This window comes from Apibacter sp. B3546 (assembly GCF_009827885.1).
Taxonomy (GTDB): Bacteria; Bacteroidota; Bacteroidia; order Flavobacteriales; family Weeksellaceae; genus Apibacter.
The window spans coordinates 1-14,638 of record NZ_WINW01000030.1 but is presented as its reverse complement, the minus strand read 5'-3'; the positions used below and the strand labels follow the sequence as shown (position 1 = coordinate 14,638).

Below are 14,638 nucleotides of genomic sequence, written 5' to 3'. Positions count from 1 at the left end.
CTAAAGTTAAAAATGGAAAATAAGAAATTATTATACTATGTTCAATGTTTAAGAGGTTTAGCATCATTGCTTGTATGTGGATTTCATACACGTTATTGGATTAATTTAAATGATAGTAGTAAGTTAGGAGATTTTTTATTTGCAAAAGGTTTGTATGGAGTAGAATTATTTTTTATCATTAGTGGATTTATAATGATATATACCACAAAAGATAATTTTTTACAAAGTCAATATAAGTATTCAAAATTATTTATAAAGAAAAGAATAATTAGAATTGCTCCTTTGTATACTATATTAACAATTGTTTGGTATATTATATTTATTGATTCTTTTAACTGGAATGTATTTATTAAAATTATAAAATCCATAATGTTTATTCCGTATAATGAATTCCCTATTTTATATTTAGGATGGTCTTTAAACTATGAAATGTTTTTTTACTTGATATTTGCAATAAGCTTATTATTTGGGCATTATAAATATATAGTTTTGCTTATATTTTTTATGATATTTATAAGTTTACAACATTTTAAATATCAAAATAGTTATATGAATATGATTTCCAGCTTTCAGCTAAATTACTTTTTAGTAGGAGTTTTATTAGGATTATTTAGAAAAAAAATTATAATAAATAATTCTCAAATTTCATTAACATTGTTTACAGTATCAATGTTTATATTGATTTTATTTTTATTCAATTATGTTAAAATAAATAATAAAATAGGATTATTGCTTTTTTTTACATTCATCGTATATAGCGTAATTAATTTTGATTTTTCTCAAATAAAAATAAATCTAAATGCGCTTTATTTCTTAGGAAATATATCGTATTCTTTATATTTATTTCATCCATTTATTCCAAATTTATTGAAGGAGCATTTTGATATTTTTCCGGGAATATTTAAAATTTATTTATTAAATTATTTTTTCTACATTTTAATGATGTTAAGCATAATATTATTTTCATATATACTTTATCATCTAATTGAAAAAAAACTTTCAAATGAATTAAAAAATTTTTTAAAGTTAAGATGAAAAAAAAGAAAATACTTATTAGAATAGGATCCTTACGTCATGGAGGAGCTGAAAAAGTTTTAGTAACATTTTTAAAAAATTTACCCGAAAATAAATATGAAATAGATCTGTTATTAAATCTTAAATCAGGAAAATATTTAAAAGACGTTCCCTCTTGGGTCTCAGTATATCATCTACATAAAGGAGAAATGATAACAACAAACAAACCTTGGGAAATACCCGTTAAAGCTTTTAGAAGATCCTATGAAGAACTGTTGAAATTATTTCCTATAGCACTTTATAAATTTATTTTAAAAAAACAACATTATGATATAGAGCTTATTGCCAATCACAGACTGTTGGAAGAAGTTTTAAAAAGTCCAATAAAAACCTCAAAAAAGGTAGTTTGGGTTCATAATGATTTGTTCAGCATATCAGAATATACAACCAAAAAATTAAGTAATTTTTTTAAAGCAGATAAAATTTGGGTAATATCTGAAAAGATTAGATCCGGTTTCGAAAAATTAGCCACAACCCGAGAGGACAGAGAAAAACTAATTAGAATTTATAATCCAATTGATTCTCAAGAAATTATAAAAAAATCAGAAGAAGATATTAACTTTACTTTTACGAAAGAAAAGAATGAAAAAATTTTTGTAGCTGTAGGTACAGTTTTTCCACAGAAAGGTTTTGACCGACTTATAAAAATGCATAAAAGGCTTTTACAAGAAGGATATAAACATAAAATTTATATAGTAGGAGACGGGTATGATTTTAAAAATATACATACACTAGTTAAATCATTGAATTTGGATGATACAGTAAAAATGGTGGGTTATCAAGAAAATCCCTATCCATTTTTTAAAAATGCTGATTATTTTATTTTATCCTCACGATATGAAGGATATCCAACCGTTTTATTTGAAGCATTAACATTGAAAAAGCCGATAATAGCTACGGATGTTTCCGGAGTCAGCGAAATATTGCAAGAAGGAAAATTAGGAAAAATCGTTGAAAATTCTGAAGAAGGGATTTATACCGGAATGAAACAATTTTTAACACAACCCGAAATCACCCAAAAATATGTACAAGAAATGAACGACAAGGAATTACCCTTTACATTAGAGAATGCTGTATCCCGATTAACAACTATTTTAGACAATTTATAAAATGTCAAACTCTTTAATACAAAAAGATTATTTCAGAATATACGGAAAATGGCCGGGGAAATTTTTAGGCAAGGCTCTAATAAATCCCAATTTTCGGTATATATATTTTTTAAGAAAAGCATCCGTATATCCAAAAAAATCGATATTAGGAACTTTATATCGATTGATTTTATATCATTACCAAACTAAATATGGATTTCAAATATATCCGGAAACACAAATTGGAGAAGGCTTTTACCTCGGTCATTGGGGAACAGTTATTATAAATCCCAAAGTAAAAATTGGCAAAAACTGCAATATAGCTCCCGGAGTTACCATAGGAAAAACGAACAGAGGCAAAAAAGCAGGAGTACCTGTTATAGGAGATGAAGTATGGATAGGTACTAATGCAGTACTTGTAGGCAATATAAAAATAGGAAATAATGTTTTGATCGCGCCCAATGCCTATGTTACGGAAGATATTCCCGATAATTCAATTGTAATTGGAAATGTAGCTCAAATACAACCCAATGAAAAAGCAACCGAAGGATATATTAACAATAAAGTGTAAATGAAAACTATACTATTTATACTTCCGGATTTAAATATGGGCGGGGCAGAAAGAATAATTACTTTGCTTATAAATAATTTGGATAAAAATAAATTTACTCCAAAGCTCCTTCTAATGAGAAAAGAAGGATATTATCTTGAGCTTTTAGATAAAAATATTGAAATCATAGATATAAAAACGTCTCGAATAAGAAATGCATTTTTTCCCATAATTAAGGTATTTAGAACATTAAAACCCGATATCGTTTTTGGCGGATGGGGTGAAGTATCGGCCTATTTAGCACCCATAATACCCTTTTTTCCGAAAATACGTTTTATAGCAAGAGAAACCAATATAGTTTCCCAACATGTAACCCGGCCGGAAATAAGATTTTTTTATCGTTTTTACAATAATTTTGATACCGTCATTGCACAGAGTGATGATATGAAATATGATCTTATAAACAACCTAAAAATACTTGAGAAAAAGATTATAAAAATCAATAATCCGGTGGATGTAGATGCAGTTGAAGCAAAATCACTCGAATCTATGAATTTTCCATTTTTCGAAGGCTATAAAAATGTAGTGGCTATCGGCAATCTTTCCTATCGTAAAGGCTTTGACAATCTATTAAAAGTTTTTTCATACCTAAAAAATGAAAATATATTTTTATATATCATAGGAGAGGGTGACGATAAAGAAAAATTGATAGAATTAAAAGATTCTTTACAAATTAAGAATGTAAAATTTTTAGGAAAAATAACTAATCCCTATCCATATTTAAAAAATGCAGATTTATTTATCCTCTCTTCCAGATATGAAGGTTTTCCCAATGTAATGTTAGAAGCAGGAGCTACCGGAACATTTTCATTAGCAAATAATTGTAAAGGGGGAATCAATGAAATAATTGAAGAAAATGTCAATGGAAGAATTATTTCCATTGAAGATCATAAAAATTTTGCAGAGGAGATAAAAATAACATTAAATAAGAAATACGATAAAAATCGTATAAAAAATTCCATAATAAATAGATTTTCAAAAGATAAGATCATACACCAATATGAAAAAATTTTGGAAGCTAATAAAAACTAAATTTGGCGAATAAAGCCCGTTAACATAAAGTAAAACTCCTTAAAAATAAATTTTCTGTAAATTTGAACTAACTTTGATTTTTTTTAATCAATTAACTAGATGAAATATTATGCAGCTCAACATAAAAAATGAAACATCAAAGCTGAAAGTGGTTGTTCTGGGTCAACCCTGTTCTATGGGAAAAACACCGGAACAAAATGAAACTTATGATGCAAAGTCTTATGAAAATGTAAAAAACAACAGTTACCCTATAGAAGAAGACGTAATACACGAAATGAAGGAATTTAAAAAAGCCCTTCAAAAATATGATGTTACGGTTTTATCTCCCGAAATTTTAAAAGATTATAACCAAGTATTTGCAAGAGATGTAGCCTTTGTTATAGAAGATAAGATCATTATATCTAATATGATTGCAGATCGAGCAGAAGAACTCTATGCTTATAAGGAAATATTCAAATCCATATATTTTCAGAATATTTATAATCTTCCTAAAAAAGCAAAAGTTGAAGGAGGGGATATTATACCTCACAACGATGTTGTTTTTTGCGGAGCTTATGAAGGAAAAGACTTTGCGAATATTAAAACAGCGAGAACAAACCAATATGCTATAGATTACTTAAAAGATTTATTTCCTAATAAAACCTTTATAAATTTACCGTTAAAAAAAGATGATAAAAACCCGAGAAACGGAATTTTACATCTCGATTGCACCTTTATGCCTGTTGGAAAAGATAAAGCTATTCTTTACAAAGGAGGTTTTGCAAATGAAAAAGACTATCATTTCTTACTTGATTTTTTTGGCACAAATAATGTCTTTGAAGTAACGGACGAAGAATTGTATTACATGAATACTAATGTATTTTCCATTTCACCGGAAGTGGTTATTTCGGAAAATAAATTTGAAAGACTTAATAATTTTATGGAAAACGAATGGAATATAAAAGTAGAAAAAGTTCCATACCATGAAATATCAAAAATGGGAGGCCTTCTAAGATGTTCCACTTTACCTTTAATACGTACAAATGAGTAATAAGCAGATAACAAATACCGTATTGATGATAGAACCCGTTTCCTTTGGGTATAATTATCAAACAGCAAAAAATAATTTCTTCCAACAAAACGATTCGGTTTCTGTAGAATCTATTCAAGAAAAAGCAAAGGAAGAATTCAGAAATATGGTTGAAAAACTTAGAAAATTCGGAATAAATGTTTTGGTTGTTAAAGATACGGAGCAACCGCATACACCGGATTCAATTTTTCCAAATAACTGGATTTCTTTCCATTCAGACGGTAAAGTAGTGCTTTATCCTATGTATGCTGAAAATAGAAGAGTAGAAAGAAGAGAAGATATATTGGATAGTATAGAGAAGGAAGGATTTATAATTAATGAAATAATAGATTACAGCCAGGCTGAAGAGGAAGATATTTTTTTAGAAGGAACCGGAAGCATGGTATTGGATCGTACTAATGAAATCGCCTATGCTGCCATTTCAGAAAGAACCAACGAAGAGCTTTTTATAGAGTTTTGTGAAGATTTGGAATTCTCACCTGTAGTTTTTCATTCTACACAAGAAAAAAATGGTAAAAGATACCCGGTGTATCATACCAATGTAATGATGAGCGTAGCAGAAGATTTCGCCATAATTTGTAAAGAATCCATCCAAGATGTAAAAGAAAGAAAACTAGTAATAGACTTTTTACAAACTACGAAAAAGGAGGTAATTATCATTTCAGAAGAACAAATGAATCATTTTTTAGGAAATACCTTACAACTGGAAAACGATAAAAAAGAAAGATTTTTAGTAATGTCCAATACAGCCTATCAATCCTTGAATGCAGGTCAAATAAATGCCATAAATAAATACAGTCAAATATTAGTATTTGATATTCCCACAATTGAAAAATATGGCGGCGGTGGCGTACGATGTATGTTAGCAGAAATATTTTTACCTAAAGCAGAAAGTTAAAAATCGGCTTTTACTATTAAATAATTTTGTAAATTAATGAAATCCCGTTATATTTGCACCTCGAATTAATTGGCGAGGTAGCTCAGGTGGTTAGAGCGTTGGATTCATAACCCAAAGGTCGGCAGTTCAAGTCTGCTCCTCGCTACAAAATTATAACCCTCATATAGAATTATGAGGGTTTTTTATTTAAAATACTTTCGATTTTCTGAACAATAAAACATTCACTGATATTTTTTGTTATGTTTACACCTTTAAAGTTTCATCATCAGCAAAAAACAGTAGCACATTCTTTTAAAATAGAAGTAATAAAAAATTATTGATACACTTTACCCTCACATCTCCAAGGAAAACTTAAAATAGTATCTTTTTTATGAATATAAAAAACTAATTCCCCTTTTCGTTTAATTAAAGTATCTCCTACAGACATATTATCGCTAAATGTTGACCACCAACGTCCATTAGCTTTACAATGACAGGGTTTTCCCGTATTCATATCCACTCCATATAAATCTAAATAAGCTTGACTTGTTGAGGGCTCTTTCTCTAAGATCATAATGCATTCTTCATCTCTATGTAAATCAGCATTTTTTTCACAATCAATTTTTAAACAAGAACGTAATAGACTAATTCCCAATAATAAAATAATTATCTTTTTCATTATCTTTTTATTTATTGTTAAACCAATTACTTAACTGACGAATACCATTGCTTAATCTAAAAGTTTCGGATTTAGAAACAGCAACACCCGCGCCAAATCCTACTCTGGCATTTATTCCAATTGTTCGTACTCCAGATTCATCTTTAATTAATTTCCCATTCTTATAAACTGCAGACGTTGAATAAACACCTCCCATCAAAAAGGAACCTCCCCAGCTAACATCCGTTCCGGAAAGACCTTTTAAAACATCTTTATTATCCCCATAGTTATCATGAAAAGCAAATTGAGCCCCGGTTTTTACCCCCGGTTTGCTCGGTTTTATTCCCAGACCACCTCCAGTTCCCACAACTAAAGCCGCATCACCGTTGGCTACTGCAATTCCAATACTTAAGCTTGCTTCTCCAAAGATTCCTTGAAAAGAAAATCCCTAGCTGAAACTAAATGCATCCGGCTTATTAGGGCTATATCTTCCATATTGACCACTTGCTACTGCATTAAGGTATGCACCGGATATATAATCCGGTAAAAAGTAATTATTACCTACCATTTCAATAGGTTCAATATCGGTATAATTAATTTGGTTTCCACCAATACTTTGTTGCCGCTGTATTTTTTGAGAAAAGATAGGAGTTGAGGGAAAAAGAAATAAAAAAAAATAAACAACAAATGGTGTTGATCTTATATAAAAATAAATATAATTCATAGTATGATCAGTTTTAAATTTTATTTAAAAATATATATTATTAATATAAAATAAACTTTTTTTTGATTTTTATTTGTTAATGTGATTTTTATCATTACTTTTCACTCATGATTATTATATGAATTGTATTAACATTTTATGTGTATATTTGACCAATTTTTATAAAAGTATAGATGCTTTTAACCTTTGGGAATGCTGGTAAATAAAGTTAAATTTTTATTTATATGAAGTTGGAGATTTTTATAAATTTTAAGAACATTTAAATTTATAATTAACAGTCGGATCTATATGTTTATAAACAGATCATTATATTTTAAATTGCATTTATTATACAAATAGTTTATTATTAAATAATTTTATTTTTTTATGGAAAGGAATAAATCTTTAGATTCCGCTAAGTTCATTTTAATATTTTTTGTTGTATTAGCACATACCTGTGAATATGATTTATTTACATCTAAAATCAAACTTTTGATTTACATTTTTTCTTCAACCTTTACAATACCCTTATTTATAATCATTTCAGGTTATTTCTCAAAAAATTTAACATGGGATAAGTTTAAAAAATTCTTCTTAGGCTTTGTTTTAGTATATTATTTATTTCAGCTTTTTTATTCAATCCCCTCCATGGCTGCCGGGCATTTCAATATCGTACGATATATACTATTACCCATAGGTCCTCTCTGGTATCTTGCGGGATTAATACTTTGGAGATATTTTATAATACTAATAAAAAAGTTTAATATACCGGCATGGGCAAGCTTACTAATTTCAACGGTTATTTCGTTATCTGTTGGATTCATAAAAATAGATCCTATATTACATCCTGATTATGTTTCTGCACTAAGAATCTTGGTTTTTATACCCCATTTTTTTGTAGGATATTATGCCCCACAAGATATATGGTCTAGAATAAAAAATATTAAAAAAATATATTCCGTATTATTTTTCACGATTTTTGGTATCTGGGTTTGTTTATATGGAACAAGCTATCATGCATTCACCACATTTGGTGGATATTCCTATAGTGTATTTCCTACCATTACCGATGGATTGATTCAAAGGTTGATTTTTCTTGTTTTTGCCATATTCAGTTCTGCAGCATTTTTTAATATTATTCCGGATACCTTCTATAAATTTGGTTCCGCTAGTTTGGGCATCCTTTTATTACATATTATGATCGTATATCCTGTATATTGGGGGATAGTTACAAAACATTTCAGTCATATACCACTTGTAGTTGATATTTTAGCAGCTATAACAATTACTTTAGTATGTTTGTTTTTAACTAAGCTAAAAATTATACAATTAATAATGAATCCGTTGAAATTAATTGAAATGATGTTTCAAAAAATAAAAAGATAATTAATAAATAAAAGATATTATAAAAAACAATCATATAAAACTATATGATTGTTTTTTTTACTTAATAGTATAAACTAACAAAAACTAATTGAAAAATAATTAATTAAAAAATTAAATGGGTGAATTTCACTTTCTTTATACTCAATTAAGTATATGGAGATAAATTAAATATAATCAGTTAAATAATTTATTTTATAATAAGACTATCAATATGTTTAACAAATCATTTATTCATTTTTCTTTTTAATATGAACCAGTTTATTAAATAATAATTGATTAAGATTAGTTTGTTTAACTGATCTGGTTTTAAAAATTAATAAAGGAAAAACAACGCCAAATGCGAGTGATAATAAAGTAAACCCCGTACGAGTAGCTTTTTCAAGCATTTCTACTAAATAATTAAATTGCAGTGGTTCCCCTTCTTTTAAAGTCATAACCTCGATCAAAGAAATCATAAACTCATAGCCCATTTTACCGGGAATAATATTAATGACAGCGGGAATCGTAAATACAATAGGAGGGGTGTGTACTCTATGAGCGAAATAAACGCCTGATATACCTACTAAGCTGGCAGCGGCAAAACTTGAAAATACGATTTGATTTACAAAATAATGTAATAAAACAGCTCGGCAGCTAAATCCCATAGCTCCTAACAAAGCTACCACCCACATCGAACGGTAAGGCGTTCTAAATATAACGGCAAAGCCTATGGATACCCACATAGACCAAAATATTTTTTCCCAAATAGTTACATTCTCACAAACGGTAAAAAAATTAATTAAATCCATATCCAAATAAAAATAATGATAAAAATAGGCCCATAGCGATAACAAAAATTAACATTGATCCGTGTATTCCCCTGGCAATACCTTGTGTAACATATCCTTCTAAAATATCTATGAAAGAATTAATTAAAGGCACACCCGGTATTAAAAATAAAACACTGGCAGCAAAAGCACTTTTAAGATCAAGGCCGGTGATTAATCTAAAAATATTCACAACAGATACGGCAGTAAAAGAAGCAATAGTAAAAATTATAAAAATGTTGAATTTTTTTTTAGTTAAAAATTGTCTGGAAAGGATTCCAAAAACAGTCGCAAGGAAAGTAATAAAAAACTCAATCCAACTACCATTAAGAATCCTGCATAAACTGGCTCCGGCAAGACCTACAAAAAACCAAATGGCGGGTTTCGGGTAATGATTAATTTTCTTTATAGAATTAAATTGTTCATTTACGGCATTCACATCCATTTGTTCATGAATCACTCTCCATGATAATATGCTGATTTCAGAAACAATTTCAAAATTTACTCCAATATGAGGTATAGCACGAACTATAGTATGCATAACATGAGTTTTCTTATCTCTCACACTAAGTACAACGCCTGATAACGAAAAAAATAAATCAGCTTCATAACCAAGAGCCCCGGCTATTCTTTGCGTATTTTTTAATGTTCGCGAAGTATTAGCACCATTCATGATAAGGCTTATAGCAATATCTGAAATAACTTCACTTACAAATTTTATTTCAATTGAAGTATCAGTCATAAAGAAGTATTAATTAACAGGTGTAAAATTATAACAAGGAAGTAGAGTTTTGAGATAAAATAACGTAAACCTGATAACAATCACATAAAAGGGACATAATTTAGATAGGCAAGTAAAATATGACTAAAATATTAGTAAATTTGTTACTTATGTTGAATGTAAATTATATAAATATATGAAATCTCATTGGCTGCTATTTATTTTATTAATTACATTGGTTTCATGTCAAACCAATAATCTATCAGTAGATTATGATTCAGGATATAATTTTTCTACAGTAAAAACCTATAATTATTATGCAGATAATAAAGTAAAACTTAATAATAAAATAGACAGTACAAATTTTATGAAAAACCTGGATGCGGTGTTGCTTTCCAAAGGTTTAATAAAAGATGTTGATAACCCCGATGTTTATGTAGCCGTGGAAGTTTATACCCAACTTACACACCCTGCCAATAGTTCGGTCAATTTAGGAATTGGAGGAGGAAGTGGTTGGTTTGGATTAGGTACTAATGTAGATATACCCATAAAAAATAATAGTAAAATTGTTAATTATTCGTTTAAAGTCGATTTTGATGATGCAAAAACCAAGAATTTAGTTTGGACATCAAAAGTTGTAGATTCTAAACCTTTTAATACCTCTACCGCTTCTAGAGCTTCCTTTTATAATTCATCAATTAATTTGTTGTTTAAGAAATATCCGCCTAAGAAAATTAGAAAATCCAAACCAAGCAAAACGAACTATTACAATTAGTTTAAATTTAATGATACATCACCCTATATAAATATATAGGTCTAGTACAAAGAATTATATTAAGGTTAATATATAGCTTTCTTAAGTAAGTTAGTATGATGCTTTAACATATAAAAATTATAAAGCATGTTTAAGTCTTTAGTAAATGTTTAAACGTTTAAACGATAGATTAAGAAAGATAAAATATTTATATTTTTTAACTAGATATCTTTTTAAAGTTAAAGAATCATTTTTTCTAATTAACAATATTTAAATTTAAGAATTCATTTTCGTTTACATTTAATAAAATTATTTTTGAATCATTTGAAAAAATAAGATATATAATTTTTGTACTATCAATCTCTATACCTATAAAAATATTATCATTCTTTAATATGATATAACTCATTTCAAATAAAATCATTTAATCGATTAAATGATATAATTTTACTGCATGAAACCACAAACATAAATGTAATATGAATACAAAATATCTATATTGGATTACTTTCGTTGCAGTAAACGGAGGTCTATTATTTGGTTTAAATATGGCAGGAATTGCCGGAGCCAATGATCTCATAAAGCAAGATTTCAGTTTAAGCGATAGCGGATTAGGTACGGTTGCCAGTTTTTTAATGATTGGTTGCTTAATTGGAGCTTTTTTCACTGGTAGCATTGCTGAAAAATACGGTCGTAAAAATGTTATGATCATTACAGCAATTATATATATAATTTCATCTTTAGGTTGTGCTTTTGCAACCAGCTTTATAGGATTAACTATTTTCAGGGTTCTTTCCGGTTTTGCTGTAGGAGCTACTTCAGTAGTAGGCCCCATGTATATTTCAGAAATCTCCCCGGCCAATAAAAGAGGAACGTTGGTATCATTCAATCAATTTGCAATAACCATCGGTATCTTTTTAGCCTATGTTTTTGATTATTTCTTGATTAATTTAGGTCATGAAAGTTGGAGGTATATGTTGGGAATCCCGGCCCTATTCGGGATCATTTTTTTACTATATTTAGTATTCTCATTTCCGGAAAGTCCGCGCTGGCTATTGGCTAAGGGAAAAAAAGACGAAGCCGTAGAAATTCTTAATAAAATAGGAGGAGATAGTTATGTGAAAAACGAACTTCCTGAAATGGAAAAATCCATAAATGCTGAAAAGAACAAAGAAAAAGCCAGCAGTAAAGAATTATTTAACGGAAAGACTGGCAAAATAGTTGCAATAGGAACCCTTATAGCAGCATTCCAGCAGATTACCGGCATAAATGCTGTATTAATATTTGCACCGGATATTTTCCGTTCTGCCGGAGTAGGTGGAGATACAGCTTTACTTCAATCCATGATCGTGGGAATTGTAAATGTATTAATGACTATAGTTGCCTTGAAATTAGTGGATTCTAAAGGTCGTAAAACTCTTTTATTATGGGGCGCTTTTGGAATGGCTGTTTCTTTAGGATATTTGACATATGCTTTCTTGCAACCTGAAAAAAATAGTGTGGGAGTTTTAATAGCCTTATTAGGATATATTTCCTTTTTTGCTGCATCCTTTGCTCCGGTAATGTGGGTAATTATATCAGAAATTTATCCTAATAGAATCAAAGGATTAGCAATGTCTTTTTCAACTGCTGTTAGCTGGGGTTGTACATTTTTAACTGTATATTTTGCACCAATTATACGAGCAAATTTAGGAGACAGTGCATTATTTGGAATTTTTGGAATATTTACTGTAATTGCCTTTATTTTTGTTAAATTTTGGATTCCGGAAACCAAAGGAAAATCTTTAGAACAAATTGAAAAAGAATTAGGGCTTATTGACTAAGCTATAAAATACAATTACTATGAAAAGAGTTTCAATTAAAGATGTTGCTTTAAAAGCAGGGGTTTCGACTGCGTTGGTTTCATATGTTTTGAACGGTCGTCATACCGATAGAATAAGTAAACTAACAGCAGAAAAAATAAAAAATGCAGCTAAAGAACTGAATTACCGACCCAATAGCATAGCGCGAAGTCTTAAAGCCAAAAAAACTCATACCATTGCCTTGTTGGTTGCAGATATTGCCAACCCGTTTGCTTCTCAAATAGCAAGGATTATTGAAGATGAGATAAGCAGCAAAGGATATGTAATATTAATTGGAAGTTCCGATGAAAACGCAGAAAAATTGCAGCAATTAATAGATATTTTTCTTACCAGACAGGTAGATGGTTTTATAATTCTACCGGTAGAAGGCTCAGAAAAGTATATATTGGATTTAGCTAAAACCAATGCTCCGATAGTTTTAATAGACAGATATTTTAATAATAATATGGAAATACCCGTAATTACTACTAATAATTACGGAGCATCCTATCAAGCCACAGAACATTTAATAAAAAAAGGAAAAAAGAACATAGGCATACTATCATTTCAAACGGAATTAATTCATATAAATGAAAGAGTAAATGGTTATAAAAGAGCTGTGTTGGATAGGGGTTTAACTATTAAATCAGAAAATATAAAATACATTAATGAAGCGGAAATAGATATAGAAGTTTCCCATGCTATAGATGAATTACTTTCAAAAGAAGAAGCCATTGATGCCTTATTTTTTGCAACAAATAAATTAGCATTGGCGGGACTTAAAAAATTAATGACGTTAACCATAAGAATACCTGAAGAATTAGCACTAATTACCTTTGATGAATCAGAAGCCTTTGACATCTTTAAAGTACCGGTGAGCCATATAAAACAACCTTTGTATGAAATATCCAAAGAAGCTGTAGAAATAATTACCGGCATGATTGAAGATAAAAATTTAAAATTCAAACCGAGAGTGTACAACTCCAAATTAATAATAAAACAATCTTCTTAATAAGATACATAATGAAAAATAATATGAATACGAAGCCCATCATTTGTTTTGGAGAAATATTATGGGATATATTCCCATCAGGAAAGAAAATAGGAGGAGCTCCATTTAATGTTGCATATCATCTTAATAAAATGGGTGTTGATGGAAGAATGATTAGTTGTGTTGGAAATGATGAATTAGGCAGAGAATTGCTTAATAAAGTACAAGAAGCAGCGATTCCGACAGAAGAATGCCAGATAAGCGATAAATACAACACAGGGACTGTAATAGCAGAAATAGATAAAAATAACGAAGCTCATTATACCATTGTAGAACCCGTAGCTTGGGACTTTATAGAATGGAAAGATGAATATGAAAATTTAGTAAAGAATTCACAAGGATTTGTATTTGGAAGTTTAGGAAGCAGAAATAATTTATCCAAAAACACTTTGTCAAAATTAATTGAAGTTGCGCCATATAAAGTTTTTGACATCAATCTACGACCCCCATATATTTCTCAAGAATCGATTATCGATTTTATGAAAAAAGCTGATTTAGTAAAGATGAATAAGGCAGAATTAAGGCTTTTGTTAGAATGGGTGGGGAAAGAATATACATCTGAAGAAGATGCCGTAAAATATATTCGTAAAACATTCTCTTTAGATGGACTAATTGTAACCAAAGGAAGTAAAGGAGCGGTATATTGTGATCAATATCAATATATATATTCAGAAGCCATACAAGTTGAAATAAAAGATACAGTCGGTAGTGGTGATTCTTTTCTGGCCGGATTTTTAGCTAAAAGAGCTCAAGGGTTCTCAAATTTAGATGCTATGAAAGAAGCAATAGCTTTGGGGGCGTTTATAACCAATCACATAGGAGCATGTCCGGTATATGATTTAGAAGAATTTCAAAAATTCAAACAGGACAAATCGATAAACAGTAACACATTTATAGAAGATCAAACAATCAATTAGCATACACTAATATTTTCTCTATATAGATAAAAAGCAGCTTAATAATATAAG

General features: G+C 29.3%; 16 protein-coding genes and 1 tRNA gene. 12 read left to right on the top strand and 5 right to left on the bottom strand.

Going from position 1 to position 14,638, the window contains the following annotated elements; genetic code table 11:
* Window positions 1-12 precede the first annotated feature (12 nt).
* The 7 genes from GFU93_RS10205 (at window position 13) to GFU93_RS05000 (ending at window position 5,916) form a co-directional block, all read left to right on the top strand.
* Window positions 13-1,035 carry an acyltransferase gene (locus GFU93_RS10205; RefSeq protein WP_160567746.1) on the top strand — a complete coding sequence of 341 codons (1,023 nt, stop codon included), beginning with the start codon at window positions 13-15 and terminating at the stop codon, window positions 1,033-1,035.
* A complete protein-coding gene (locus GFU93_RS05025; RefSeq protein WP_160567744.1) occupies window positions 1,032-2,183 on the top strand; it encodes a glycosyltransferase in 1,152 nt (383 codons plus the stop codon). Before GFU93_RS10205 ends, GFU93_RS05025 begins: the two co-directional genes overlap by 4 nt.
* Window position 2,184: 1 nt before the next feature.
* Window positions 2,185-2,733: a serine acetyltransferase gene (locus GFU93_RS05020; protein WP_105296464.1), complete on the top strand. Its 549-nt coding sequence runs from the start codon at window positions 2,185-2,187 to the stop codon at window positions 2,731-2,733.
* Complete coding sequence (locus GFU93_RS05015) at window positions 2,734-3,804, top strand: glycosyltransferase (RefSeq protein ID WP_160567742.1); 1,071 nt, start codon at window positions 2,734-2,736, stop codon at window positions 3,802-3,804.
* Between the two features lie 109 nt (window positions 3,805-3,913).
* Window positions 3,914-4,834, top strand: coding sequence for a dimethylarginine dimethylaminohydrolase family protein (locus GFU93_RS05010; RefSeq protein WP_160567740.1), 921 nt, complete (start codon window positions 3,914-3,916; stop codon window positions 4,832-4,834).
* Window positions 4,827-5,771, top strand: coding sequence for a citrulline utilization hydrolase CtlX (gene ctlX / locus GFU93_RS05005; protein WP_221411318.1), 945 nt, complete (start codon window positions 4,827-4,829; stop codon window positions 5,769-5,771). The genes GFU93_RS05010 and ctlX overlap by 8 nt, the downstream gene beginning before the upstream one ends.
* Window positions 5,772-5,842: 71 nt before the next feature.
* Window positions 5,843-5,916: transfer RNA gene (locus tag GFU93_RS05000), tRNA-Met, on the top strand.
* 168 nt (window positions 5,917-6,084) lie between these two features.
* On the opposite strand, the gene GFU93_RS04995 is transcribed toward GFU93_RS05000, so the two are convergent.
* From GFU93_RS04995 to GFU93_RS04985, 3 genes are all read right to left on the bottom strand, one after another.
* On the bottom strand, window positions 6,085-6,429 hold the full coding sequence (locus GFU93_RS04995; RefSeq protein WP_160567738.1) for a hypothetical protein: 345 nt from the start codon (window positions 6,427-6,429) through the stop codon (window positions 6,085-6,087).
* 7 nt (window positions 6,430-6,436) lie between these two features.
* A complete protein-coding gene (locus GFU93_RS04990; RefSeq protein ID WP_160567736.1) occupies window positions 6,437-6,775 on the bottom strand; it encodes a hypothetical protein in 339 nt (112 codons plus the stop codon).
* Between the two features lie 81 nt (window positions 6,776-6,856).
* The gene (locus GFU93_RS04985) at window positions 6,857-7,132 is read right to left on the bottom strand and encodes a hypothetical protein (RefSeq protein ID WP_160567734.1); all 276 of its coding nucleotides are present in this window, start codon (window positions 7,130-7,132) and stop codon (window positions 6,857-6,859) included.
* Window positions 7,133-7,498: 366 nt separating this feature from the next.
* On the opposite strand from GFU93_RS04985, the gene GFU93_RS04980 reads away from it, so the two are divergent.
* The gene (locus tag GFU93_RS04980) at window positions 7,499-8,497 is read left to right on the top strand and encodes an acyltransferase family protein (RefSeq protein WP_160567732.1); all 999 of its coding nucleotides are present in this window, start codon (window positions 7,499-7,501) and stop codon (window positions 8,495-8,497) included.
* A 227-nt stretch (window positions 8,498-8,724) separates the two neighbouring features.
* Here the strand turns inward: GFU93_RS04980 and GFU93_RS04975 are convergent, their stop codons facing one another.
* Together GFU93_RS04975 and GFU93_RS04970 are read right to left on the bottom strand one after the other, a co-directional pair.
* A complete protein-coding gene (locus tag GFU93_RS04975; RefSeq protein WP_105296456.1) occupies window positions 8,725-9,285 on the bottom strand; it encodes a threonine/serine exporter family protein in 561 nt (186 codons plus the stop codon).
* Window positions 9,272-10,045 (bottom strand): threonine/serine exporter ThrE family protein, encoded by a 774-nt coding sequence (locus GFU93_RS04970; protein WP_160567730.1) that lies wholly within the window; start codon window positions 10,043-10,045, stop codon window positions 9,272-9,274. Before GFU93_RS04970 ends, GFU93_RS04975 begins: the two co-directional genes overlap by 14 nt.
* 175 nt (window positions 10,046-10,220) lie before the next feature.
* Here GFU93_RS04970 and GFU93_RS04965 point away from each other — a divergent pair, with 175 nt between their 5' ends.
* The 4 genes from GFU93_RS04965 to GFU93_RS04950 all read left to right on the top strand — a co-directional run bounded on the left by GFU93_RS04965 (window position 10,221) and on the right by GFU93_RS04950 (window position 14,587).
* Window positions 10,221-10,799 carry a DUF4136 domain-containing protein gene (locus tag GFU93_RS04965; protein WP_160567728.1) on the top strand — a complete coding sequence of 193 codons (579 nt, stop codon included), beginning with the start codon at window positions 10,221-10,223 and terminating at the stop codon, window positions 10,797-10,799.
* Window positions 10,800-11,257: 458 nt separating this feature from the next.
* Window positions 11,258-12,601, top strand: a complete 1,344-nt coding sequence (locus tag GFU93_RS04960) for a sugar porter family MFS transporter (protein ID WP_160567726.1) — start codon at window positions 11,258-11,260, stop codon at window positions 12,599-12,601.
* Window positions 12,602-12,620: 19 nt separating this feature from the next.
* Entirely contained in the window at window positions 12,621-13,631 is a 1,011-nt protein-coding gene (locus GFU93_RS04955; protein WP_160567724.1) for a LacI family DNA-binding transcriptional regulator, read from the top strand.
* Between the two features lie 11 nt (window positions 13,632-13,642).
* On the top strand, window positions 13,643-14,587 hold the full coding sequence (locus GFU93_RS04950; protein ID WP_160567722.1) for a carbohydrate kinase: 945 nt from the start codon (window positions 13,643-13,645) through the stop codon (window positions 14,585-14,587).
* Window positions 14,588-14,638: the final 51 nt, after the last annotated feature.

Excerpts from the sequence above, each read along its gene's own strand:
- GFU93_RS10205 (WP_160567746.1), top strand. The coding sequence starts at position 13 with ATGGAAAATAAGAAATTATTATACTATGTTCAATGTTTAAGAGGTTTA.
- GFU93_RS05025 (WP_160567744.1), top strand. The coding sequence starts at position 1,032 with ATGAAAAAAAAGAAAATACTTATTAGAATAGGATCCTTACGTCATGGA.
- GFU93_RS05020 (WP_105296464.1), top strand. The coding sequence starts at position 2,185 with ATGTCAAACTCTTTAATACAAAAAGATTATTTCAGAATATACGGAAAA.
- GFU93_RS05015 (WP_160567742.1), top strand. The coding sequence starts at position 2,734 with ATGAAAACTATACTATTTATACTTCCGGATTTAAATATGGGCGGGGCA.
- GFU93_RS05010 (WP_160567740.1), top strand. The coding sequence starts at position 3,914 with ATGCAGCTCAACATAAAAAATGAAACATCAAAGCTGAAAGTGGTTGTT.
- ctlX (WP_221411318.1), top strand. The coding sequence starts at position 4,827 with ATGAGTAATAAGCAGATAACAAATACCGTATTGATGATAGAACCCGTT.
- GFU93_RS04995 (WP_160567738.1), bottom strand. The coding sequence starts at position 6,429 with ATGAAAAAGATAATTATTTTATTATTGGGAATTAGTCTATTACGTTCT.
- GFU93_RS04985 (WP_160567734.1), bottom strand. The coding sequence starts at position 7,132 with ATGAATTATATTTATTTTTATATAAGATCAACACCATTTGTTGTTTAT.
- GFU93_RS04980 (WP_160567732.1), top strand. The coding sequence starts at position 7,499 with ATGGAAAGGAATAAATCTTTAGATTCCGCTAAGTTCATTTTAATATTT.
- GFU93_RS04975 (WP_105296456.1), bottom strand. The coding sequence starts at position 9,285 with ATGGATTTAATTAATTTTTTTACCGTTTGTGAGAATGTAACTATTTGG.
- GFU93_RS04970 (WP_160567730.1), bottom strand. The coding sequence starts at position 10,045 with ATGACTGATACTTCAATTGAAATAAAATTTGTAAGTGAAGTTATTTCA.
- GFU93_RS04965 (WP_160567728.1), top strand. The coding sequence starts at position 10,221 with ATGAAATCTCATTGGCTGCTATTTATTTTATTAATTACATTGGTTTCA.
- GFU93_RS04960 (WP_160567726.1), top strand. The coding sequence starts at position 11,258 with ATGAATACAAAATATCTATATTGGATTACTTTCGTTGCAGTAAACGGA.
- GFU93_RS04955 (WP_160567724.1), top strand. The coding sequence starts at position 12,621 with ATGAAAAGAGTTTCAATTAAAGATGTTGCTTTAAAAGCAGGGGTTTCG.
- GFU93_RS04950 (WP_160567722.1), top strand. The coding sequence starts at position 13,643 with ATGAAAAATAATATGAATACGAAGCCCATCATTTGTTTTGGAGAAATA.